Source organism: Haemophilus sp. 27098_8_127, assembly GCF_041433495.1.
Taxonomy (GTDB): domain Bacteria; phylum Pseudomonadota; class Gammaproteobacteria; order Enterobacterales; family Pasteurellaceae; genus Haemophilus_D.
This window is the reverse complement of the sequence record NZ_JAPWBP010000002.1, coordinates 221,244-245,130: the sequence shown is the minus strand read 5'-3', so window position 1 is coordinate 245,130 and position 23,887 is coordinate 221,244. Positions and strand designations below refer to the sequence as shown.

General features: G+C 39.6%; 24 protein-coding genes and 1 tRNA gene. 19 read left to right on the top strand and 6 right to left on the bottom strand.

Features of this window, described 5'->3' with window-relative positions; genetic code table 11:
* The first annotated feature begins 20 nt into the window (after window positions 1-20).
* Window positions 21-97, top strand: a tRNA-Ile gene (locus tag O3746_RS03825).
* 52 nt (window positions 98-149) lie between these two features.
* Here O3746_RS03825 and O3746_RS03820 read toward each other — a convergent pair.
* Entirely contained in the window at window positions 150-875 is a 726-nt protein-coding gene (locus tag O3746_RS03820; RefSeq protein ID WP_371447820.1) for a 3-deoxy-D-manno-octulosonic acid kinase, read from the bottom strand.
* A 77-nt stretch (window positions 876-952) separates the two neighbouring features.
* Between O3746_RS03820 and O3746_RS03815 the strand changes: the two genes are divergently transcribed.
* Window positions 953-2,008, top strand: a complete 1,056-nt coding sequence (locus tag O3746_RS03815; protein ID WP_371447819.1) for a glycosyltransferase family 9 protein — start codon at window positions 953-955, stop codon at window positions 2,006-2,008.
* 69 nt (window positions 2,009-2,077) lie between these two features.
* On the opposite strand, the gene O3746_RS03810 is transcribed toward O3746_RS03815, so the two are convergent.
* Window positions 2,078-2,422 (bottom strand): carboxymuconolactone decarboxylase family protein, encoded by a 345-nt coding sequence (locus O3746_RS03810; RefSeq protein WP_005698020.1) that lies wholly within the window; start codon window positions 2,420-2,422, stop codon window positions 2,078-2,080.
* Window positions 2,423-2,525: 103 nt separating this feature from the next.
* On the opposite strand from O3746_RS03810, the gene O3746_RS03805 reads away from it, so the two are divergent.
* The 6 genes from O3746_RS03805 to O3746_RS03780 all read left to right on the top strand — a co-directional run bounded on the left by O3746_RS03805 (window position 2,526) and on the right by O3746_RS03780 (window position 8,198).
* Window positions 2,526-3,416, top strand: coding sequence for a cupin domain-containing protein (locus tag O3746_RS03805; protein ID WP_371447818.1), 891 nt, complete (start codon window positions 2,526-2,528; stop codon window positions 3,414-3,416).
* A gap of 76 nt (window positions 3,417-3,492) precedes the next feature.
* Window positions 3,493-5,337 carry an ABC transporter ATP-binding protein gene (locus O3746_RS03800; RefSeq protein WP_371447817.1) on the top strand — a complete coding sequence of 615 codons (1,845 nt, stop codon included), beginning with the start codon at window positions 3,493-3,495 and terminating at the stop codon, window positions 5,335-5,337.
* Between the two features lie 133 nt (window positions 5,338-5,470).
* Window positions 5,471-5,995: a 23S rRNA accumulation protein YceD gene (gene yceD, locus O3746_RS03795; protein WP_005695312.1), complete on the top strand. Its 525-nt coding sequence runs from the start codon at window positions 5,471-5,473 to the stop codon at window positions 5,993-5,995.
* Window positions 5,996-6,017: 22 nt separating this feature from the next.
* Window positions 6,018-6,188, top strand: coding sequence for a 50S ribosomal protein L32 (rpmF, locus tag O3746_RS03790; RefSeq protein WP_005544470.1), 171 nt, complete (start codon window positions 6,018-6,020; stop codon window positions 6,186-6,188).
* Between the two features lie 21 nt (window positions 6,189-6,209).
* The gene (gene plsX / locus O3746_RS03785) at window positions 6,210-7,229 is read left to right on the top strand and encodes a phosphate acyltransferase PlsX (RefSeq protein WP_049367330.1); all 1,020 of its coding nucleotides are present in this window, start codon (window positions 6,210-6,212) and stop codon (window positions 7,227-7,229) included.
* Between the two features lie 18 nt (window positions 7,230-7,247).
* A complete protein-coding gene (locus O3746_RS03780; protein ID WP_049367331.1) occupies window positions 7,248-8,198 on the top strand; it encodes a beta-ketoacyl-ACP synthase III in 951 nt (316 codons plus the stop codon).
* Window positions 8,199-8,344: 146 nt separating this feature from the next.
* On the opposite strand, the gene O3746_RS03775 is transcribed toward O3746_RS03780, so the two are convergent.
* Window positions 8,345-9,211 carry a tetratricopeptide repeat protein gene (locus O3746_RS03775; protein ID WP_371447816.1) on the bottom strand — a complete coding sequence of 289 codons (867 nt, stop codon included), beginning with the start codon at window positions 9,209-9,211 and terminating at the stop codon, window positions 8,345-8,347.
* 542 nt (window positions 9,212-9,753) lie between these two features.
* Here O3746_RS03775 and fabD point away from each other — a divergent pair.
* From fabD to O3746_RS03740, 7 genes are all read left to right on the top strand, one after another.
* Window positions 9,754-10,692, top strand: coding sequence for an ACP S-malonyltransferase (gene fabD / locus O3746_RS03770; RefSeq protein ID WP_371447815.1), 939 nt, complete (start codon window positions 9,754-9,756; stop codon window positions 10,690-10,692).
* A gap of 13 nt (window positions 10,693-10,705) precedes the next feature.
* Entirely contained in the window at window positions 10,706-11,434 is a 729-nt protein-coding gene (gene fabG / locus O3746_RS03765; RefSeq protein ID WP_371447814.1) for a 3-oxoacyl-ACP reductase FabG, read from the top strand.
* Between the two features lie 218 nt (window positions 11,435-11,652).
* The gene (gene acpP / locus O3746_RS03760; RefSeq protein ID WP_005544465.1) at window positions 11,653-11,883 is read left to right on the top strand and encodes an acyl carrier protein; all 231 of its coding nucleotides are present in this window, start codon (window positions 11,653-11,655) and stop codon (window positions 11,881-11,883) included.
* 278 nt (window positions 11,884-12,161) lie between these two features.
* On the top strand, window positions 12,162-13,829 hold the full coding sequence (locus tag O3746_RS03755) for an anaerobic C4-dicarboxylate transporter (protein WP_005699616.1): 1,668 nt from the start codon (window positions 12,162-12,164) through the stop codon (window positions 13,827-13,829).
* A 308-nt stretch (window positions 13,830-14,137) separates the two neighbouring features.
* Entirely contained in the window at window positions 14,138-14,680 is a 543-nt protein-coding gene (aroK, locus tag O3746_RS03750; RefSeq protein WP_005699620.1) for a shikimate kinase AroK, read from the top strand.
* Between the two features lie 9 nt (window positions 14,681-14,689).
* Entirely contained in the window at window positions 14,690-15,778 is a 1,089-nt protein-coding gene (gene aroB / locus O3746_RS03745) for a 3-dehydroquinate synthase (RefSeq protein WP_371447813.1), read from the top strand.
* A 13-nt stretch (window positions 15,779-15,791) separates the two neighbouring features.
* Window positions 15,792-16,646 (top strand): Dam family site-specific DNA-(adenine-N6)-methyltransferase, encoded by an 855-nt coding sequence (locus O3746_RS03740; protein ID WP_070776158.1) that lies wholly within the window; start codon window positions 15,792-15,794, stop codon window positions 16,644-16,646.
* A 1-nt stretch (window position 16,647) separates the two neighbouring features.
* Here O3746_RS03740 and O3746_RS03735 read toward each other — a convergent pair whose 3' ends face one another.
* Window positions 16,648-16,968 carry a DciA family protein gene (locus O3746_RS03735; protein WP_070776157.1) on the bottom strand — a complete coding sequence of 107 codons (321 nt, stop codon included), beginning with the start codon at window positions 16,966-16,968 and terminating at the stop codon, window positions 16,648-16,650.
* Window positions 16,969-17,040: 72 nt separating this feature from the next.
* Between O3746_RS03735 and secM the strand changes: the two genes are divergently transcribed.
* From secM to O3746_RS03715, 4 genes are all read left to right on the top strand, one after another.
* Window positions 17,041-17,358 (top strand): secA translation cis-regulator SecM, encoded by a 318-nt coding sequence (gene secM / locus O3746_RS03730; protein ID WP_005698080.1) that lies wholly within the window; start codon window positions 17,041-17,043, stop codon window positions 17,356-17,358.
* A gap of 73 nt (window positions 17,359-17,431) precedes the next feature.
* Window positions 17,432-20,128 carry a preprotein translocase subunit SecA gene (gene secA, locus O3746_RS03725; protein WP_371447812.1) on the top strand — a complete coding sequence of 899 codons (2,697 nt, stop codon included), beginning with the start codon at window positions 17,432-17,434 and terminating at the stop codon, window positions 20,126-20,128.
* An 86-nt stretch (window positions 20,129-20,214) separates the two neighbouring features.
* Complete coding sequence (gene mutT / locus O3746_RS03720; RefSeq protein ID WP_070590233.1) at window positions 20,215-20,619, top strand: 8-oxo-dGTP diphosphatase MutT; 405 nt, start codon at window positions 20,215-20,217, stop codon at window positions 20,617-20,619.
* Between the two features lie 22 nt (window positions 20,620-20,641).
* Window positions 20,642-22,306, top strand: a complete 1,665-nt coding sequence (locus tag O3746_RS03715) for a sulfatase-like hydrolase/transferase (RefSeq protein ID WP_371447811.1) — start codon at window positions 20,642-20,644, stop codon at window positions 22,304-22,306.
* Window positions 22,307-22,336: 30 nt separating this feature from the next.
* Here the strand turns inward: O3746_RS03715 and holA are convergent, their stop codons facing one another.
* Entirely contained in the window at window positions 22,337-23,374 is a 1,038-nt protein-coding gene (gene holA, locus O3746_RS03710) for a DNA polymerase III subunit delta (RefSeq protein ID WP_371447810.1), read from the bottom strand.
* A complete protein-coding gene (lptE, locus tag O3746_RS03705) occupies window positions 23,374-23,877 on the bottom strand; it encodes an LPS assembly lipoprotein LptE (protein ID WP_049358012.1) in 504 nt (167 codons plus the stop codon). The genes holA and lptE overlap by 1 nt, the downstream gene beginning before the upstream one ends.
* Between the last annotated feature and the right edge of the window lie 10 nt (window positions 23,878-23,887).

Sequence of the window (23,887 nt, the reverse complement as noted above, 5' to 3'; positions counted from 1 at the left end):
TCTATAATCACCCGCACTTTCCCCCCTTAGCTCAGTCGGTTAGAGCAGGCGACTCATAATCGCTTGGTCACTGGTTCAAGTCCGGTAGGGGGGACCATTTATTGAGATCGTATTAGGCGGTCTTTTTTATTGCCTTTTTCTAATGCGTTTTAGGCGTTATACCCTTTCAATAATTCAGTCCAATTTTCTTCATTGAATTGAATATTCATTCTGCTGACTTCTTTGACAAAAGAGCGGTGTAGTCTTTTCAGGTTGTCTTGTTTCCAAGAATCTCCTGATTTTTGACCGCACTTATCGAAATCAATGAGCCAACATTTTTGTTCAGTTTCGAGTTGTTGAACGAGAATATTATGAGCATTGAGATCCGTATGGCAAATTTGCAAATCATGCAGCTGACGAATTAATTTACCAATGGCTTGCCAGATATCATTCGGTAGCTGCTGGGTTTGCAAAAGTGCGGTCAGATCCTGGGCATTTTCGATCTTTTCAATCAATATATCCGCTTGGTAGCAAATACCTAATTTGCCTTTTTTAACACGTGCAGCAATCGGTTTGGGTACGGCTACACCTGCTTGATGGAGTTGATTTAAAAGCTGAAATTCCGCCACGCTGCGAGTTTCAGTAAATGATTGAAAACGATAGCGATCTTTGTTAAATTTTCCCCATAAACCACCGCGATAATAGTGACGAAGGGCTGTATTTACACCAAACAGATCTTTTGTATCCAGGAAGTAGGTTGTGCCACGTCCTTTGGCTGAACCGGTAATACGTTGTTGTTTTTCCCAAAACGCCGATTCAAAAAATAAAGCGGGCTCCGTTGGTTTTTCCGTGAGATTAAAAAGAAAGAATTGATTATCTTGTTGGAATTCAAGCATTTTAGTTGAACCGAATAATAGAAAATGCTCTCATTCTACTTTAAAATAGGTGGAAATTAAATGCGCGAGGAACTCAAATGTCCCATTCTCCACTTTTTACCTCTCCCCCTAAATCACTTTGTATTTTGCGTTTGTCTGCGGTGGGTGATGTTTGCCATGCACTTGCGGTGGTACAACATATTCAACGTTATTGGCCGCAAACAAAATTAACGTGGATTGTGGGTAAAACAGAAATGGGCTTGCTTTCTGGTATAGAAGGCGTGGAACTTGTTCCTTACGATAAAAAGAGCGGTTGGAAAGGCGTATGGAATTTATGGATGTTTTTGAAAAATAATCAATTTGATGCGCTTTTGAATATGCAGACGGCATTTCGTGCTTCTATTATCTCTCTTGGTATTCAAGCGAAATATAAAATTGGGTTTGGCAAAAAACGTTCTCGAGAAGGGCAGTGGTTGTTTGTGAATCGTCGAGTTCAAGATCCTGAAACGCCTCATGTACTAGATGGTTTCATGGCTTTTGCAGATTATCTTGGTGTACCACCGGCAGAGATGCTTTCTTGGCAATTGGCAATTTCTGATTCAGATCGAGAATATGCCAAACAGTTTATTGATCCTACACGTAAAAATCTGATTATTTCCCCTTGTTCTAGTAAAGTCGAGAAAGATTGGTTGATTAAACGTTACGCGGAGGTGGCGAACATTGCTCATCAACATAATGTGAATGTAATTTTTTGTAGCTCGCCGGCAAAACGCGAATTAGAAATGGTGAAAAAAATTACCGCACTTTGTGATTTTCAACCGGTTGATGCTTCAGGAAAAACCAGTTTAAAACAACTCGCCGCATTAATTCATCAAGCAAATTTGGTGATTTCGCCTGATTCTGGGCCAGCTCATATCGCGACCACGCAAGGAACACCAGTTATTGGATTGTATGCCTATCACAATCCATTGCGCACTGCACCTTATCATAATCTGGATAATGTGGTGTCGGTATATGAAGAAAATGTGCAAAAAGAACAAGGAAAGCCTTCAAGTGAATTGCCTTGGGCGACCAAATTAAAAGGCAAAAATTTAATGGCAGAAATTCAGGTAGAGCAAGTGGTGGTTCAGATGAGAGCGTTGAATTTATTTTAAGTGCGGTCAATTTTAGACATAAAAAAGCCCTCAAATGAGGGCTAAAAGAATCATAAAGTTCCTTGCGAATTATTCGCCTTTTTGTGCGTTGTAAGCTTCTAATGCACGAAGAGAGTAAGTGTAAGCCGCACCTGCATTTAATGCGATAGACATTGCTAATGCTGCTGCTACTTCTTCTTCAGTTGCACCTGCTTTCACCGCTTCATCAGCATGTACGCCAATGCAGCTTTCACAACGGGTTGTTACGGCAACCGCTAATGCAATTAATTCACGGGTTTTGGCATCTAATACGTTACCTTCTGCCGCTGCCGCACCTAATGCGCCGTAAGCTTGTAACATTTTAGGGTATTTTTTACCTAATGCACCGAATGATTTTTTAACGTGTGCTACATCATTTTTCCAATCTGCAAACATTGTTTTTCTCCTTAAATTTAGTACAAATTTCGAGAGGAATTATAAGCAGATTAGCGTATGATACTTGTCAAATTGTCTTAACTTTTAGACGGAAAATCTCACAATGGATTATTTAGATAAATTAACACAGCTGGCACAGGTGCGAGGGGAAATTAATATTCGCTGCTTGTTTCAAGGAGATTGGCAAGTTGAACATCAGCCAGATGCGGCGGAATATCAAGGTTTATTTCATTTAATCGAGCAAGGTGACTGTTGGGTAACCTTGGCGGGAAAACAATTTCATTTAAAAAAAGGCGATCTCTTTTTTCTCCCTCAAAATCGACCGCACTTTTTGGGCAGTTCTCAACAAAAAAGAGAGAATAGCCTACAGAGAGCGCAATCAAATGCACTTTTTAATGTCCATCAAATAGGTGCCGGTACGCCCGATCTGAAGATGTTTTGTGGGACGTTTTATTATCAAAAACCGTCATTATTAATTGATTCATTACCAGATTATTTGCATCTTTCGCTACAAAATACGCCTGTACAGCCTTTGGTTTCACTTTTTTTACAAGAAGCCGAGAAACCGGAGCAAGGCACGAAATCGGTGATTGATGCATTATCAAACGTATTGTTTATTTATATTTTGCGTCATGCTCAACAAATAGGTTTGCTCAATCAAGGCTTATTAGCTGCGTTGCAGGATAAAAGGCTGAATCAAGTCCTTGAAAAAATCCTGTTTTCACCTCAATTAGATTGGAATATTGAGCAATTAGCCGAGTTGGCATCCATGTCTCGTGCAACCTTTATGCGGATCTTTCAACAGCAATTAGGGATGCCACCAGGAAAATTTCTCACACAAGTGCGGTTAGAAATGGCTGCAGTTTTATTGAAAAATACGCAAAAGACCATTTTGGCAATCGCTCTTGAAGTAGGGTATCAATCAGAAGCACATTTTAGCAAGGCGTTTAAAGCAATTTATGGGCTTTCACCGAGCCAATTTCGTAAAACCTAGCCCATCGTTCAAAATTTACGCTATAATGACTGCACTTTAGGTGGCTTTGTCGCCTTTAATTTTTTAAGGTATTGTTATGTTTAATAAAATATTTTCATGGTTTGAAAACCGTTTAAATCCTTATCCGAAAAGCAATCCAACGACGCCTGAAAAAGGCTTGTTCCGTTTTATTTGGTCAAGCATTGATGGTATGAAAGGTTGGATCTTTTTACTCGCGGTATTGACGGTCGGTACTGGTGTGATGGAAGCCTTACTTTTCCAATTTATGGGATTATTGGTAGATTGGCTCGGCGCTTATTCACCAACCACACTTTGGCAAGAAAAAGGGCATTTACTCGCCGGTATGGCAGCCTTGCTTATTTTCAGTATTGTATGGTCATTTGTGGGCGTGAATGTGCGCTTACAAACGCTACAAGGGGTGTTCCCAATGCGTTTGCGTTGGAATTTCCACCGTTTGATGCTAGGACAAAGCTTAAGTTTCTACCAAGATGAATTTGCAGGCCGTGTATCGGCGAAAGTGATGCAAACCGCCCTTGCAGTGCGTGATACCGTCATGACCATTGCGGATATGTTGGTGTATGTTGCTGTCTATTTTATTACTTCAGGTTTGGTGCTTGCGGCTTTAGATACTTGGTTTTTAGTGCCGTTTTTCTTGTGGATTGTGGCATTTGTGACTATTTTACGTCTGCTTATTCCTCGTTTAGCCAAAACCGCACAACGACAAGCTGATGCGCGCTCTCTCATGACGGGTCGTATTACGGATGCTTACTCAAATATTGCAACGGTAAAACTATTTTCACATGATGCGAGAGAAGCCAATTATGCAAAACGTTCCATGGAAGAATTTATGGTCATCGTGCATGCACAAATGCGTTTGGCGAGTTCATTAGATACCTTAACTTATGCAACCAATATCTTCTTAACGTTAAGTACTGCGATTTTAGGTGTGGTGTTATGGCAAAACGGTCAAGTCGGTGTGGGGGCGGTGGCGACTGCAACTGCGATGGCGTTACGTGTAAATGCTCTTTCTCGTTGGATTATGTGGGAGTCTGCTCGCTTATTTGAAAATATCGGGACAGTGAATGATGGTATGGCAACGCTAACCAAACCGCATACCATTGTCGATAAGCCAAATTGTGTTGCATTAGAAGTGAAACAAGGTGAAATCAAATTTAACGATATTTCGTTTGCCTATTATCCGAATAAACCGTTGCTTAACCATTTTAATCTCACCATCAAACCGGGTGAAAAAGTGGGCTTAATTGGTCGTTCTGGTGCAGGTAAATCAACCATTGTGAATTTACTTCTACGTTTCTATGAAGCGCAAGAAGGTTCAATTACTATTGATGGTCAAAATATTTTAGATGTAAGCCAAGAAAGCCTTCGTAGTCAGATTGGTCTTGTAACACAAGATACCTCGCTTTTACACCGCTCTGTTCGCGATAATATTATTTATGGTCGCCCAACAGCGACAGATGAAGAAATGTTCAATGCAGCTAAACGTGCGGAAGCAGCCGATTTCATTCCTTATCTCAGCGATGCTCAAGGCAGAAAAGGCTATGATGCTCATGTTGGTGAACGTGGGGTGAAACTATCGGGTGGTCAACGTCAACGTATTGCCATTGCGCGTGTCATGTTAAAAGATGCGCCAATTTTACTGTTGGATGAAGCGACCAGTGCGCTGGACTCCGAAGTGGAAGTGGCGATCCAGGAAAGTCTTGATAAGATGATGGAAAATAAAACGGTTATTGCCATTGCTCACCGTTTATCCACTATTGCGGCAATGGATCGTTTAATCGTGTTAGATAAAGGACAAATTGTCGAACAAGGAACTCACGCAGAATTGCTTGAACAAAATGGCCTTTATGCTCGCCTTTGGAAACACCAAAGTGGTGGCTTCTTAAGTGAGCATGCCGAGTAAAACACAGGAAAAAATGACCGCACTTTGCAAAGGCATAAATCTAGAGAAAGTTTAGATAGCGATTGAACTTTTCTCATAATTAGTGCGAATTTCCTTTGACTATTTTATTGACAACAGGTAATATTCGCACCCTATGCAAAAGGTAAAACTACCCCTAACCGTTGATCCGGTTAAAGACGCTCAACAAAGAATTGATTATGATGGTTATTATACCGCTAGTCAGTTAGTGCGTTTAGCTGAATCTACGGGGAAAGTGCTCAGCGATGCACAGGTAACATTATCGTTTTATATTGATCCACAAAAATTAGTGGTGATGAAAGGGCAAGTACAAGTTGATGTTGAATTAGAGTGTCAACGTTGTGGCGAGCCATTCAAACAAACATTGGAATGTCATTTTATGTATAGTCCAGTGGCTAATTGGGATCAGGCTGATGACTTGCCGGAAATTTATGAGCCAATCGAATTTAATGAGTTTGGTGAAATAGATTTACTTGGTGCAGTGGAAGACGAACTTATTTTAGCTCTACCGCTTGTCCCAATGCATTCATCTGAACACTGTGAAGTGTCCGCGCACGAACAGGTTTTTGGCGAATTGCCTGAAGAATTGGCAAAAAAACCGAACCCGTTCGCTGTATTAGCTAATTTAAAGCAAAAGTAAATTAAATTTAGGAGTATAGCCAATGGCTGTTCAACAAAACAAAAAATCTCGTTCACGTCGTGATATGCGTCGTTCACACGATGCATTAACTACTGCTGCAGTATCAGTGGATAAAGCAAGCGGTGAAACTCACTTACGCCACCACGTAACTGCTGACGGTTACTACCGTGGTCGCAAAGTGATCAATAAGTAATTTCACTTATAAGGTATTCACTTGAACCGTCTAACCTTAGCGTTAGATGTGATGGGCGGGGACATTGGTCCCCGTATTACTATCCCCGCATCTCTTTCAGCGTTGGAAGCAGATCCAATGCTCTCTTTAGTGCTGTTTGGCGATAGCCAACAAATTTCCCCTTTACTGGAAAATGCACCTTCTTCCCTTTTAGAACGTATTCAAATTCATCATTGCACAAAGACTATTGATAACAATCAAGGTATTTCTCATGCATTGCGTCATAGCAAAGGTACGTCGATGCGTTTAGCTATTGAAATGGTTCAGAAAGGTGAGGCGCAAGGTTGTATCAGCGCAGGAAATACGGGTGCATTAATGGGATTGTCAAAGGTTCTCTTACAGCCTTTAGAGGGGATTCAACGCCCAGCGTTGGTATCCTTATTACCGTCGATGACGGGTGATAAAACCGTGATGTTAGATTTAGGCGCAAACGTAGAATGTTCTGCTCAAAATCTTTATGAATTTGCCATCATGGGCTCGATCTTTGCCGAAAACCGATTGAACTTAGTTTATCCACGTATTGCCTTACTCAATATTGGTGTGGAAGAAATTAAAGGGCATCAATCCATTCGTGAAGCTGCGAATTTATTAGAAAAATCGACCGCACTTAATTATACCGGCTTTATTGAAGGTAACTTTTTATTAAATGGCGAGGCTGATGTGATCGTGAGTGATGGGTTTTCGGGAAATATTGCATTAAAAACCCTTGAAGGGGCGGCTAAAAATCTGTTATCTCTTCTGAAAGGAAAAGAAAAACAGCCTATTTTTAAATCGCTTGCCAAATTTATTCTGCGTTTTTTCTTTAAAGATGCTTATCATCGCTTGAAACGCATTAACCCTGATGAATATAATGGGGCGTCTTTACTCGGATTAACGGCTGTTGTGGTGAAAAGCCATGGCAGTGCAAATGTGGATGCATTTGCTCGTGCAATTGCGGATGCAGCTTTGCAAGCGCGTTTGCAAATTCCACAAAAAATCTTGGCGGGTTTACAACGTTATTAATTAATAAGTTTTGATATTATGAATAGTAGAATTTTATCCACCGGTAGCTATTTGCCGAGCCATATTCGTACCAATGCGGATTTGGAAAAAATGGTTGATACTTCAGATGAATGGATCGTGACTCGTTCAGGCATTCGTGAACGTCGTATTGCAGCAGCAGATGAAACTGTTGCAACAATGGGATATGAAGCAGCCAAAAATGCACTTGAAATGGCCAACCTTGATCCTCAAGAAATTGAGTTGATCATCGTTGCGACAACCAGTGGTTCTCATGCTTATCCAAGTTCAGCTTGCCAAGTTCAAGGTTTATTAGGCATCGAAGACGCAATTTCTTTTGACTTAGCGGCGGCTTGTACCGGTTTTGTTTATGCTTTAGGCGTAGCGGATAAATTTATTCGTTCAGGCAGCGTGAAAAAAGCCCTTGTGATTGGTGCAGATCTTAACTCGCGTAAATTAGATGAAACCGATCGTAGCACTGTCGTGTTATTTGGTGATGGTGCAGGTGCGGTGATCTTAGAGGCATCAGAGCAAGAAGGCATTATTTCAACGCATTTACATGCATCGCCAGATAACAATGCGGCATTACTACTTCCACAAGCTGAACGTGGTGTGGAGAAATCTGGTTATATTGAAATGCAAGGTAACGAAACCTTTAAATTAGCGGTACGTGAGCTTTCTAATGTGGTGGAAGAAACCCTTTCTGCTAATAATCTCCAAAAAACAGATATCGACTGGCTTGTGCCACATCAAGCGAATTTACGTATTATCACCGCGACAGCGAAAAAATTAGAGATGGATATGTCGCAAGTCGTGGTAACGCTTGATCGTACAGCGAATACCAGTGCGGCGACTGTGCCAACGGCTTTAGATGAAGCGGTGCGAGATGGTCGAATTCAACGCGGTCAATTGCTTTTACTCGAAGCTTTTGGCGGTGGTTGGACTTGGGGTTCAGCATTGGTGCGATTCTAATTAATTTGTTAGAATCCCGACAGAATTTTAAAAGTGCGGTTAAATTTGACCGCACTTTCATTTTGTTTTCATAAATCTTACGTCTACATAAAAAGTTTGGAATTAGTGAGTATAATTTTTAAAAAAGCAAATTAATTTGATAGTATTTATTTAACTTCCCCTAATTGTTTTCTAACTAAGCGGTATATGTCGCACCCCCTTTGTTCCCCGCCATCACAAGCTAAACCAGAATAATATTTAGCATTAATCCAATCTTGATAGGCAAGACCGAGCCTTAGAGCTAGCATGATTTGAGCTTCTGTATTCCCATTATCTGCTGATTTTTTAAGCCACTCAGTAAATTTAATTGAATCTCGTTTTACTCCTTGCCCATTAGCATACATTCTAGCTAAATTAAATTGAGCTTTATCGAATCCCTGATCTGCTGCTTTTTGATACCACTCAACAGCTTTGAGATAATCTTGTCTGATGCCTAGCCCATTAAAATACATCCATCCTAAATTATATTGAGCATTCGCAAAGCCTTTCTCTGCCGCTTTTTTAGTCCATTCAAAAGCTTTAAAATAGTTTTGTGTCACTCCTAAGCCGTTGAAATAAATATCTCCTAAGTTAAATTGAGAATAAACATCACCTTGTTGTGCAGCTTTCTGATACCATTCAATAGCTTTAGAATAATCTTTTTTAACTCCTCGTCCATTGGCATACATAATTCCTAAATTATATTGGGCTTTAGTATTACCTTGTTCTGCTGACTTTTGATACCATTCAAATGCTTTAAACTCATCCTGTTTTGTGCCTTTTCCTTCCAGGTGCATCTCTCCTAATATTCCTTGAGCAATGGCATCTCCTTGCTCAGCTAAAGGTTGTGTAAGGCGTAATATGTTATGATAGTCGCCTTTATTATATAAAATAGAAATTTGTTGCTGTTGCTCTGGAGACATTGCAAGAACATTGAAATTTGTTAAGCCAAACCAAAGTAAAATTGTGGCAAGTAAGATTTTAGTAAAACGCATAGATAGATTACCTTGTAGTTAATTTACTTAATTTTTAAAGATTTATAAGATAATTATAAATATAGATTAATATTAATTCTTATATAATTTCTAATCAAGATCTAGTTAAAATCCTTTTCTGTTTAAAGTAGCATAGTGAGCTAACCATGAGTGAGAGAAAATAATTTATAAATTTAAGTCTAAAAATAGATTAGCCCAAAAAATATTAGTTTTAGAGTTGAGATGTAGTTTATAGTATTATGGTAAATTTTGGTGACTCACACTCTATTATTAATAGTTGGTTATGTTGTGAGGTATTACCATCTTTTTTAGACTGCTGTAAGAATAGAAAAAAGTTGTAAGAAGTGATAATGATGAATAAGGAATATACTTCCTAGTAAGTAAAAATACGGTAACACTTTATGTGGTTGGACTTGGATGCTTGATTTGGTGTGATTTAGATTATTTTGATATAATTCTCAGAAGCATATTTGTAAAACGAAAGTGCGGTTAAATTTGACCGCACTTTCAACATTTAAACGATGAAGAAATAGGAAGAAAACATGAAAAAATTCGCAATGGTTTTTCCAGGACAAGGTTCTCAAGCTGTTGGCATGTTAGCTGATCTTGCTAACGAATATCCGGTAGTCACTGAGACTTTTAAACAGGCATCTGAAGCGCTTGGCTATGATTTATGGAACTTGGTTCAACAAGGTCCAGCAGAAGAATTAAATAAAACTTGGCAAACTCAGCCGGCATTATTAGCGGCATCCGTTGCGATCTTCCGTGTATGGCAAGAAAAATACCCACAATTGCAACCAAGTGTGATGGCTGGTCACAGTTTAGGTGAATATTCAGCATTGGTTTGTGCAGGTGTCATTGATTTCAAAGACGCAATCAAATTAGTCGAATTACGCGGTAAATTAATGCAACAAGCAGTACCAGAAGGTACTGGTGCAATGTATGCGATTATTGGTTTAGACAATGAAGCGATTATCAACGCATGTAAACAAGCCGAGCAAAGTGAAGTAGTATCTGCAGTAAACTTTAACTCACCAGGCCAAGTAGTTATCGCGGGAGCGAAAGAAGCGGTAGAACGTGCAGCAGCATTATGTAAAGAAGCGGGTGCAAAACGTGCTTTACCATTAGCGGTAAGCGTGCCTTCACATTGTGCATTAATGAAACCAGCAGCAGAACAATTGGCCGTAACACTTGAAGGCATTACGCTTAATGCGCCAGCAACACCAGTATTAAACAACGTGGATGTCAAAGCGGAAACAGAAAGTGCAGAAATTCGTACCGCACTTATTCGTCAGTTATATAGCCCAGTTCGTTGGACTGAAACCGTTGAGAAAATGGCGCAAGATGGCGTAGAAGTTTTAGTTGAAATCGGCCCAGGTAAAGTATTAAACGGTTTAACAAAACGTATCGTGGCAGAATTACAAGCAACATCAGTAAATGATGCAGCATCATTAGATGCTGTTGAAGCATTATTAGCATAAAAGGGGATTAAAAATGCAAAATAAAATCGCATTAGTGACAGGTGCAACACGTGGTATTGGCCGCGCAATTGCAGAAGAATTAGCATCAAAAGGTGCATTTGTAATTGGTACCGCAACCTCTGAAAAAGGTGCTGATACAATTTCAGCTTACCTTGGTGACAAAGGTAAAGGTTTAGTATTAAATGTGGCAGACAAAGAAAGTATTGATGCCGTATTAGAACAAATTAAAGAACAATTCGGTGATATTGATATCCTCGTGAATAACGCAGGTATCACTCGTGATAACTTATTAATGCGTATGAAAGATGAAGAATGGTTCGATATTATGCAAACCAACTTAACCTCTGTATTCCATCTTTCTAAAGCAATGTTGCGCTCCATGATGAAAAAACGTTTCGGTCGTATCATTACTATCGGTTCAGTGGTGGGCTCAATGGGTAACCCTGGTCAATCTAACTACTGTGCCGCAAAAGCCGGCTTAATTGGTTTTTCTAAAGGCTTAGCAAAAGAAGTGGCATCACGTGGTATTACTGTAAACGTTGTGGCGCCAGGCTTTATCGCAACAGATATGATAGAAGTGCTTACTGAAGAACAAAAAGCGGGTATTCTTGGTAATGTCCCAGCTGGTCGTTTAGGTGAGCCAAAAGATATCGCAAAAGCGGTAGCGTTTTTAGCTTCTGACGATGCGGCTTATATTACCGGTACCACATTACATGTGAATGGTGGCTTATATATGAGCTAACCCTTTCATGGGGATATATGAGTGATTTTGTCTATAACATATAGCAAAGCAGTTTAGTTAATGATAAAATCCCAATCGCAATGTAACTTTTTCTCTGTATGTGTTTTTACATTGCCTGTTTTTTTGTGGTGCGACCACCTAAGAAATAGTTGCAACTTTATCAAAAATGCATACACTAACCGCTCTTAAATGAGTTAAAACAACAATAGGAAAAACAAATGAGTATTGAAGAACGCGTGAAAAAAATCATCGTTGAACAATTAGGTGTTAAAGAAGAAGACGTAAAACCAGAAGCTTCTTTCGTTGAAGATTTAGGTGCGGACTCTTTAGATACAGTTGAATTAGTAATGGCTTTAGAAGAAGAATTCGATATCGAAATTCCTGATGAAGAAGCTGAAAAAATCACAACTGTTCAATCTGCGATTGACTACGTTCAAAACAATCAGTAATTTTTAAGTTGGGCGATCTTTTAGGTCGCCTAATTTTTTTCTTTAAATTTCTTTTCTACATTCTTTATCTTCAAATAAAAAAATATATCTAAATCTCTTAAATTTCTGACCGCACTTTCCTTTTTTAATCTTTCTCAGATTTGCTTTTATTATTAAGTCCCTTTATTTTTTGATTTAAAACAAGATTTACCTTAAAAGTACTTATTATGAGTTAATTTTGATGCTAGTATTCGATCAAAATTTTTTCTAATTAACCATAAAATGATTCGGAGTATCTTATGGATTTTCTAATGAACCTAGGTGAAGGTAGCCAGTTTGCTATTCAGCTTGTTATTGTTCTTATCTGTTTGTTTTACGGGGCAAAAAAAGGTGGTATCGCACTGGGTATGCTTGGTGGGGTAGGCTTAATTGTTCTTGTTTTCGGCTTTGGTATTGAACCAGGTAAGCCAGCTATCGATGTAATGCTAACTATCCTTGCGGTGGTAGTGACATCGGCAACATTACAAGCCAGTGGTGGTTTAGATGTCATGTTACAAATCGCGGAGAAAATGCTTCGTCGTAACCCGAAATATGTCAGTATTTTGGCACCATTTGTAACTTGTTTCTTAACTATTTTATGTGGTACAGGTCACGTGGTTTATACCATGTTACCAATCATTTATGATATTGCGATCAAAAATGATATTCGTCCTGAACGTCCAATGGCAGCAAGCTCAATTGCTTCTCAAATGGGTATCATTGCGTCACCTGTTTCTGTGGCAGTAGTGACTTTAACCACATTCTTAGTGAATGCTAAAACACCATTAGCAGGTTTTGATGGTTATTTAGATTTATTAAAAATTACCGTGCCTTCAACCCTTTGCGGTGTATTGGCTATCGGTATTTTCAGCTGGTTCCGCGGTAAAGATTTAGATAAAGACCCAGAATTCCAAGAGAAATTAAAAGATCCAGAATTCAAAAAATATGTTTATGGTGATAGCACATCATTATTAGATAAAAAATTACCACAATCTAGCTGGAATGCGATGTGGATCTTCTTTGGTGCAATTTTAGTGGTAGCGGTATTAGGTTACTTTAAAGATTTACGCCCAGCCTTTGAAAAATCAGCACCAGCTCAAGTAGTTGAAATTGTTTCTGCCGATAAAGCAGTGAAATCTTTCAATGTTAAAGACGGTAAAATTGTTGCATTAGCAAAAGATGGTACATTAGTGCTTGATGTTAAAGACAGCAAAGCGAAAACACAAACAGCCTACAATAACGTTGCAATTTATAACGATAAAGGTGAAGTCGCTCAAACAATTACCGCTCAAGATAACAATGTTGTCATCACTGCGGGTGATAAAACTGAAACTATCGATAACGCTGCAATCGTATTAAAAGACACTGCGAAGAAAAAAGTGAATTTAAGTATGGTTCACGTTATTCAAATCTTCATGTTATTAGCGGGTGCATTAATTGTTATCTTTACTAAAACTGATGCGGGTAAAATCAGTAAAAATGAAATTTTCCGTTCAGGTATGATTGCATTAGTGGCTGTATTCGGGATTTCTTGGATGGCAGAAACCATGTTTACCGTTCACACTCCAATGATGAAAGCAGCACTTGGTGATGTGGTAAAAGCACATCCTTGGACTTACGCCGTGATGTTGTTATTAATTTCTAAATTCGTAAACTCACAAGCGGCAGCATTGGTTGCATTCGTTCCATTAGCTTTAGGTATCGGCGTTGATCCAGCTGTTATATTAGCCTTTGCTTCAGCTTGTTACGGTTACTACATTTTACCAACTTACCCAAGTGACCTTGCGGCAATCCAATTCGACCGTTCAGGCACAACCCACATTGGTAAGTTTGTAATTAACCACAGCTTTATTTTACCGGGCTTAATCGGTGTAATCACTTCATGTATCTTTGGTTACATTTTCACAAGCTTGTTTGGTTATCTATAATAACTAACAGATAAAAGAAAAGGCTATTCGTTTGAATAGCCTTTTTTGTTTGTAAAGTGCGGTTAAATTTTAGGATGTTTTATCTCAATGCTACATTTGACTTTATCATTCATAAACATTCCTAAAACTGACCGCACTTTTGCTCTTCTTAAAATAAATTCCTGCTAAAGGTTGAAACATAGGGGGATTTATTGCGATAATCCTCATTATTTTTTGGGTGATCTTTCGGGCTACCATTTTTTCAGGTGGCCAGTTTTTATTAGGAAAGATTAAATTGAACATTATTTAAGTAAGTTAGAAGAATAACAATGGCTGAAAAACGTAATATTTTTTTAGTAGGTCCAATGGGCGCAGGTAAAAGCACCATTGGCCGTCAGCTTGCGCAACAATTGAATATGGACTTTGTCGATTCAGATGCAGTAATTGAGGAACGTGCGGGAGCAGACATTAGCTGGATTTTTGATTTAGAAGGCGAAGAAGGTTTTCGTAAGCGTGAAGAGCGAATTATCAATGAATTAACCCAATTACAAGGCGTTGTGCTTTCCACTGGTGGGGGAGCAGTGATGTCAAAAGAGAATCGTAATTATCTTTCTGCTCGTGGTATTGTGATTTATTTAGAAACCTCAGTAGATAAACAATATCAACGTACGCAACGTGATAAAAAACGTCCTTTATTACAAGGAACGGATAACCCGCGCCAAGTGTTGGAAGACTTAGCCAAAGTACGCAATCCGTTATACGAAGAAATTGCAGATATTACTTTGCCAACAGATGAGCAAAATGCCAAAGTAATGGTTAATCAAATTGTTGATTTAATTGATAATCTAAACGGCTTAAACGGTTCACTCTAAGGATTAAAAATGTTGTGCGTAAATGTTGAATTAAAAGAACGTCGTTATCCTATTTATATTGGCGAAGGGTTACTTAAAGATGAAACCTGTTATCCGCTGAAGAAAGGGGATAAAGTGATGATTGTGACTAATCCAACTGTCGCACAATATTATCTTGAGCCCGTTACAGAAACGTTAGAAAAAATAGGTTGTCAGGTTGAATCGGTATTATTGCCTGATGGTGAAAAATATAAAACGCTCGAGTCTTTAAACCTCATTTTTACCGCACTTTTAAAGCATAATCATGGGCGAGATACTACGATTGTTGCATTAGGTGGTGGCGTGATTGGTGATGTAGCAGGTTTTGCTGCAGCAAGTTATCAGCGTGGTGTGCGTTTTATTCAAATGCCTACCACATTATTAGCCCAAGTGGATTCTTCTGTTGGTGGCAAAACCGCCGTTAATCATGAGTTAGGCAAAAATATGATTGGGGCGTTTTATCAACCTTCTACGGTGATCATTGATACCCTTACACTCAATACTTTGCCAAAACGTGAAGTGAATGCGGGACTTGCGGAGGTTATAAAATATGGGGCGATTTTAGATTATGCCTTTTTTGAATGGCTTGAAGCTCATATTGATGAATTGGTCGCGTTAAATCAACATTCACTGCAGTATTGCATTGCGCGTTGTTGTCAAATCAAAGCCGATGTTGTTGCACGCGATGAAACTGAAAAAGGCGATCGTGCATTATTAAATCTCGGTCATACTTTTGGTCATGCAATTGAAACACATTTAGGCTACGGAAATTGGTTACACGGTGAAGCCGTTGCTGCTGGAAGCATGATGGCAGCGGTGTTATCTGAACAATTGGGCGATCTTTCTTTTGAAGATGTTGCACGTTTAGAAAAACTTTTAGCGCGTGCTAATTTGCCGACTGTTTCGCCTGATACCATGCAGCTAGACGATTATTTACCGCACATGATGCGTGATAAAAAAGTGCTGGCAGGCAAGTTGCGTCTTGTGTTGCTAAAAGCGCTTGGTCAAGCCTATGTGGCAACTGATACTGACAAATCTCTTGTGCTAAACGCGATTGAGCGTTGCACACAACATGACTAACAGTCATTGCTCCATGTTGCGTCCGAAAAATAATAAAACGAAACCCCGAATTAAACACCGCCCGTTTTTAAAATGGGCGGGTGGTAAATTTCGTTTAACGGACGATCTCAATCGCGTCTTTCCTAAAAGAAAACAGTGTTTGATCGAACCTTTTGTGGGGGCGGGGGCTGTTTTTCTTAATTCTCATTTTGAGCGTTATATTTTGGCAGATATTAATCCGGATTTGATTAACTTGTTTAATATCGTCAAAGAAAATGTGGATGCCTATATTGAGGCTTGTAAGCCAATTTTCTTCGCCGAAAATGCCAATACAGCCGGCTATTATTACGCTCAGCGTGATGCCTTTAATCAATCAAGCGATCCTTTCGAGCGTTCGGTGTTGTTCCTTTATTTGAACCGTTTTGGATTTAATGGATTGTGCCGTTATAACAGTAAAAATGAGTTTAATGTGCCCTTTGGCGCTTATAAAACCCATTATTTCCCTGAAGATGAATTGCGCTATTTCGCCCATAAAGCACAAAGTGCGGTATTTTTATGCGCTGATTTTCAACAGACCTTTGAATTAGCGGATAAACACAGCGTGATCTATTGTGATCCGCCTTATGCACCGCTTCCGCAAGATACCAATTTTACTGGATATGCAGGAAATGCTTTTGGCCTTGAACATCAAAAGAATTTAGCGGAATGTGCAAAGAAAGCGCAAAAAGAAAAGCAAATTTCCGTGGTGATTTCTAACCACGATACGAAATTTACGCGTGAGATTTATAAAGGGGCAAAATTTAAACGCGTTAAAGTACAGCGCTCGATCAGTCAATCTTCAGAAAAACGAGTTAAAGTAAAAGAATTAATCGCCATCTTTAAAGGTTAGTTTAGCAGGTTAATTCTGGATTGATTTTAATCTCAAAGCCTTTTACTTCGGGATAAGTCGGTTGAATTGCAGTGAGTAATTCGCTTTGTCGAAATAAAATCCCTTGGCGAACGACCGCACTTTTGACTTCGATAAAGAGTTTCCCATCTGTGATGGAGCCTAAACGAAAAAGTCCTTTAAATTCTTGAGGAAAAAGGCGGCTGATGTTTTGGTTCAGTTCATTCAACATTAACCCTTTCTGCATGATTTTGGCAAATTGAGATCCTTCCAGCACATCAATAATATTCATGGCTTTTTGATAACGCTCATGCTTGTTTTCCACAAAAATACCCCAATAATGACTTTACGTTGAATTTCCGATACAATACACACAAATTTTGTCAGAGACAATAAGATGATGAAATCAAACAAAGGTAAAACAAATTTCTGGTCGCAGTTGCTGTTAAGCATGATTGCGATTTTTGCTTTACCTGTTGCTCAGGGATTGGAGGCGCCGCCTTCATCAAATATGAGTGGCGAAAATTACCAAACATCATCTGAACAACATATGTTGATTGCGGTGCGTGAAATTCGTCAAGCATTGCAGGTTCAACCTCAGCCAACAAATCATAAAACCCATTCCAATCAAAAACACGAAAAAATTCAACCGCACTTTATTGCGGCAGAGTTTCCTGTTTTTGCCCCTATTCGGGCCGGTCCTGCTATTATTTAATTTTCTTTTATCTTTGAACGAACCGATTTTTTAATCGGATGATCCTTTTTATTTTTTATTTGAAAGAGAAATTATGAGTTTTTTAACAAAAATTTTTGGCAGCCGTAACGAACGTATTTTACGCAGATTAAGAAAACAAGTTGCGAAAATTAACAAAATGGAGCCGGCTTTTGAAGCATTAAGTGATGATGAATTAAGAGCAAAAACTGACGAGTTCCGTAGCCGTTTAGCTAACGGTGAAACCTTACAACAAATTTTACCAGAAGCGTTTGCAACCGTGCGTGAAGCGGGTAAACGTGTACTCGGTATGCGCCATTTCGATGTGCAATTAATCGGTGGTATGGTGCTAACAAACCGTTGTATCGCAGAGATGCGTACGGGTGAAGGTAAAACCTTAACCGCAACCTTGCCTTGTTATTTGATGGCGTTGGAAGGTAAAGGTGTACACGTTGTAACCGTGAATGATTACTTAGCACGTCGTGACGCGGAAACTAACCGCCCATTATTTGAATTCTTAGGTATGACTGTTGGAGTGAATATCCCTGGTTTACCGCCTGAAGCAAAACGTGAAGCTTATGCGGCAGATATTACGTACGCGACAAACAGCGAATTAGGTTTTGATTACCTTCGTGATAACTTAGCGCATTCTAAAGAAGAGCGTTTCCAACGTCATTTAGGCTATGCCTTAGTGGATGAAGTGGACTCAATTTTAATCGATGAAGCGCGTACACCATTGATTATTTCAGGTCAAGCAGAAGACAGTTCTGAGCTTTATATTGCGGTAAATAAATTAATTCCGAATTTAATTAAGCAAGAAAAAGAAGATACGGAAGAATATACCGGTGAAGGCGATTACACTTTAGATCTTAAAACCAAACAAGCGTATTTGACTGAACGTGGTCAAGAAAAAGTTGAAAATTGGTTAATTGAACAAGGTTTAATGCCAGAAGGTGATTCACTTTATTCGCCTGCACGTATTGTATTGTTACACCATGTCATGGCGGCATTACGTGCGAACACCTTATTTGAGCGCGATGTAGACTATATCGTGAAAGATGGCGAGATCGTGATCGTCGATGAACATACTGGCCGTACTATGGCGGGGCGTCGTTGGTCTGATGGTTTACACCAAGCAATCGAAGCAAAAGAAGGGGTGGAGATTAAGAGCGAAAACCAAACTGTTGCGTCGATTTCTTACCAAAACTACTTCCGTCTTTATGACAAATTAGCGGGTATGACAGGTACAGCAGATACCGAAGCCTTTGAATTCCAACAAATTTATGGTTTGGAAACTGTCGTTATCCCAACCAATCGTCCAATGATTCGTGATGATCGTACGGACGTCATGTTTGAAAATGAAGAATACAAATTCAATGCAATTATTGAAGATATTAAAGACTGTGTCGCTCGCAATCAACCGGTTCTTGTCGGTACCGTATCCGTTGAAAAATCTGAAATGCTTTCTCAAGCGTTAGATAAAGCAGGCATCAAACACAACGTATTGAATGCGAAATTCCACGCACAAGAAGCGGAAATTGTTGCGGAAGCAGGGGCGCCAGGTGCAGTAACCATTGCAACCAACATGGCGGGTCGTGGTACCGATATTATCCTCGGTGGTAACTGGAAAGCAAAAGCTGCAAAATTAGAGAACCCAACTCCAGAGCAAATTGAGGCACTTAAAGCTGAGTGGGAGAAAAATCACGAGATCGTGATGCAAGCCGGTGGTTTACACATTATCGGGACAGAACGTCACGAATCACGCCGTATTGATAACCAGTTGCGTGGTCGTTCAGGTCGTCAAGGTGACCCAGGTTCTTCACGTTTCTACCTTTCTTTGGAAGATGGCTTAATGCGTATTTATCTGAATGAAGGTAAATTAAATATGATGCGTAAAGCCTTCACCCAACCAGGTGAAGCGATGGAGTCTAAGCTTCTTGCTAAAGTGATCGCGTCGGCACAAGCGAAAGTGGAAGCTTTCCATTTTGATGGTCGTAAAAACTTGCTTGAATATGATGATGTGGCTAATGATCAACGTCATGCGATTTACGAACAACGTAATTACTTGCTCGATAACGATGATATTTCAGAGACTATCAAAGCTATCCGCAGCGATGTATTTAACGATGTGATTGACCAATATATTCCACCACAATCGTTGGAAGAACAATGGGATATTAAAGGCTTAGAAGAGCGTTTAGCGCAAGAGTTTGGCCTGGAGTTACCAATTGAACATTGGTTAGAAGAAAATAACAATCTTCACGAAGAAAACTTGCGTGAGCGCATTATTCAAGAAGCCGAAGATGAATACAAAGCGAAAGAAGCGCTTGCAGGTGAAGAAACCATGCGTCATTTCGAAAAAGGCGTGATGTTACAAACTCTTGATGAACTTTGGAAAGAGCACTTGGCGGCAATGGACTATTTGCGTCAAGGTATCCATTTACGTGGTTATGCACAAAAAGATCCAAAACAAGAGTACAAAAAAGAATCTTTCCGTATGTTTACTGAAATGTTGGATTCTTTAAAACACCATGTGATTACGACACTTACTCGCGTGAAAGTACGTACGCAGGAAGAGATTGAAGAAGCGGAACGTGCACGTCAGGAAATGGCTGAACGTGAAGCATTAACACATCAAGCTGTAGATGAAAATACAGAGCAAGCTCAAAGCGAGGACTATTCTGATCGTCATATTGGGCGTAATGAGCCTTGTCCTTGTGGGTCAGGTAAAAAATACAAGCATTGTCACGGCAGTAAAGCTCGATATGCTTAGCTAAGGAAAAGAGCGGTTAAATTTTTGCGTGTTTAAAACACCGCTAAAAATGACCGCTCTTTCTAATTTTGAGATAAGGAAGAACGATGAGTAAGCCTATCATTCAAGTTGCGGCAGGGATTATTCGTAATGAATTTGGGCAGCTATATTTGACCCAGCGCTTAGAAGGGCAAGATTTTGCGCAAGCATTAGAGTTTCCTGGCGGCAAAGTTGATGCAGGTGAAACCCCTGAAGAAGCCTTAAAAAGAGAATTGGAAGAAGAGATTGGCATTCATATTTTAAATGCTGAGCTGTACGAACGTTTTCAATTTGAATATCCAACCAAAATTTTAGATTTTAGTTTTTATTTGGTCACAGAATGGATTGGCGAGCCGTTTGGTCGAGAAGGTCAGGAAGGTTTTTGGCTTGAACAAAGTGAGCTTGATGCAGGGCAATTCCCCCCAGCCAATTTAAAGCTGATTCAGCGTTTAGTGGCTGAGAGTGCTAAATAACATTTAATCAAATTTATTTATTATGATTCCAAGTATTTTTCTGAGTTTATTTTTTATTGCGACGGTGATTTTTATCGTCAATTCGCACTATCGTTGGACATATTTTTTTGCGATTGCGTTATTCGTTTTATTGTTTAGCGCTATGTTTGCAATAACCGGTCAATGGCAACGCGGATTGAATTTTGCGTCCGTACTTTTTGTGGTGTTGATGCTATTCCATCGAATGAAAATTCATTACTACAAACAGCCTTTACTCATTTCAGATTTTTGGCTTGTGACAGACTGGCGAAATTGGGAAACCCTCTTACATTATAAAGGGGCGATTTTCGGCGTGTTGGGGCTATTAGGTCTGTTGGGTTATGCTATCTTTGGCTGGTCAGATGCTGAAACTGCATCTACTGGATTTCGCGTATTTGCAGCAATACTTGCAGCAACAAGCTTTGGTTTAATGTGGCATTATTCTAAAGATCCAGATGCGACAAAAGTCTGGCTGGATTCATTGCCGGATGATGGTCGAGATGTATTCTTAAATCTGCCTATGTCTTGTCGTGGCGTATTCTTTAAAGTGCCAGAATTTGAAGGTAATAGCCAAAAATTTAAAGAAAAAATGACCGCACTTTTAAGTGAAAAGACGGAGAGTAAAACTGAAAGTGCAGAAAAGCCTGATATTGTGGTGTGTCTACAAGAATCAACCTTGAATCCTCATCAATTTGATTTTGATGCAGAAACCATCCCGCCATTTTCAATGTTTAATAAGCAAGAAGATACTGCGTTTGTAAGTCCATTGCGAGTGCATACGGTGGGTGGCGCAACGTGGAAATCTGAATTTGCTTTCCTTGCGGGGGTGCCTTCAACCGATTTTGGTGCTTTGGCAAGTGGGGTGTTTTATTCGGTTGTGCCACACTTACAAACGGGTTTTATCAAAAATCTTCGTGAGCAAGGCTATTTTTGTGTGGCGTTATCGCCTTTTACGAAAGGTAACTACAACGCAAAACCAGCTTATGACCACTTTGGTTTTGATTTGATGTTGCAACCACAAGATTTAGGCTATCCCGCATCAATCAGCAAAAATCTTTGGCATATTAGCAGTGAAGAGATGATGTATTACACCAAACTGATTTTACAGAAACAGCATCCATCATTGGAAAATGTGAAACAGCCCATGTTTGTTTATGTGCTCACGATGAAAGAGCACGGCCCTTACAACACGAACATGCCAAACCATTTTAATTTGGCGAGTAAGCGTTTAGGGGGAAAAGCGATTTCCTGCCTAAATGATTATATTGATCGCATTGCTAGCCTCAATGAGGCAATCGAAGGTTTAAATGATTATTTAAAATCACGTGAAACGCCTTATGTATTCGGTTATTTTGGTGATCATCAAGTCGCTTTTGATAATCAGCTTCCACCGAAAAAAGGTAACTTTGCGAACCCGGATTATTTGACTCAATTTGTAGTTAGAACTAATCGTAAGACTGACTTTGTTCAACAGCAAGATTTCTTAGATTTAGCCTTTGTTGGTGGTGTATTGCTTGATGTGGCAGGTTTATCACCGAAAGATGACTTTATGCGAGCGAATATCGCGATGCGTCAGCTAAGCCAAGGGAAGCTCGAAGATGCAGAGGATATGGATTTAGTGAATAGCTATCGAAATTATCTGTATCAAGATTTAAAAATTGCGCAATAATAAAAAATCTCGGTTAACGCCGAGATTTTTTTATAAGCAAAATTTAACCGATAAGTCTGCCAATTTTACCCACACGTCGTGACCATATTCTTGCTTGGTTGTGCGCTCAATATCTGCCAACTCTTGCAATATTTCAAAGAGCTTTTGATAGGTGAGTCGTTGTATCGCTGCCGTATAAAGATGACGACGATTCTGCCAAATTTTGAGGCGGTCAAAATCCGCTTTGAGTGTCTGTGTTGGCAAACTTGTTTGAAGAGATGGATTGCGCAGCTGTGGTTTTGTTAATTCTAACAAGGTGAGTAGTTCACGCTGCAAAGTACGCAATAAAATGACAGGTTGCACATCTTCAGCTTGTAAACCTCGCAAAATCCGCTTTGAACGATTTGCCTTGCCTGCTAACAATGCATCAATCCATTGGAAAGGGGTAAAAACAGAAGATTGCTCTACGACGGATTTTACGCGGTTATACGTGAGTTTGTGATCAGGATAAAGCAAATCTAAAAGCTGTAATGCTTGTTTCAATGCCAGTAGATTATTTTCATAGCTATAACAAAGCAGTTGAACGGCTTCCTCATCAGCTGATAATCCCATGTTTTTTGTACGATGCTTAACCCAACGAGAAAGCTGTTCTGAATTTGGTGTTTGGCAGTTAACAATAACAGCTTGTGGCTCAAGTTGATTTGCTTGAATAAACCACTCTTGTTTTTCGGCTGCTTTAGACAATTTAGGCAAGGTGAGAACAAGCAAGCTATCTTCATTTAATCCACTAATAAATTGCTGAAGGTTTTTCTGCAAAAGTGCGGTCAAATTTTCGGGTAAATTGAGAATGAAAATTTGCTTATTAAAGAAGAGCCCCATAGATTGGCTAGCCTCAATTAATGTAGGCCAGTCAGTATTAGTATCTATGGTGATTTGATTTTTTTCGTCAAAACCTTGAAGAAGGGCGGCTTGGTGAATGAGGTCTTCACTTTCACTGAGCAACAGGGGATCTGCCCCAACCAAAAAATAGACTTTCGCTAAATGGCTGTTCAGGTTAGAGGCCAGTTGCTCAGGAAAAATGCGGTTCATTATTTTCCTTGAACTTGATGTTGCAAGGCGGCCATTTTATTAATTAATTGGCGAGCCGCTTGTTCACGCATATCATTCCAAATCACATCGCGCTCAGCTGATTTTGCTAATGCAGCACGTGAGTTATCAAAGAAAGTGCGGTTGATTTTTGCAGAGATTGGATAGGTTTCTCCGTTAGCCAAGCGTACACTTGCTTCAACATCAAGGGTCAGTACTTTTTCTGCTTCACGACCTTGTTTAAAGACTGATGCGACTTTGTCGCTTGAAGTCTGTTTATTTAAACGCAACACTGGCACCCCTTGTTTTGCAGGCACAAGGTTTACGTTGTTGCTAAGCAGTTGCTTACGCATAGCCATAGACATTTCACTGTATGGGTCGCTACTTTCAAGAGCCATTGTTTTTAATTCTGCAGGAACAGCCGCACCATTATCGAAGTGCCAACCACAAGCAGTTAAAAAGGCTGTTGCCCCAACAAAGCAGATCGTTTTGATTGATTTCATCATAAAAATTACC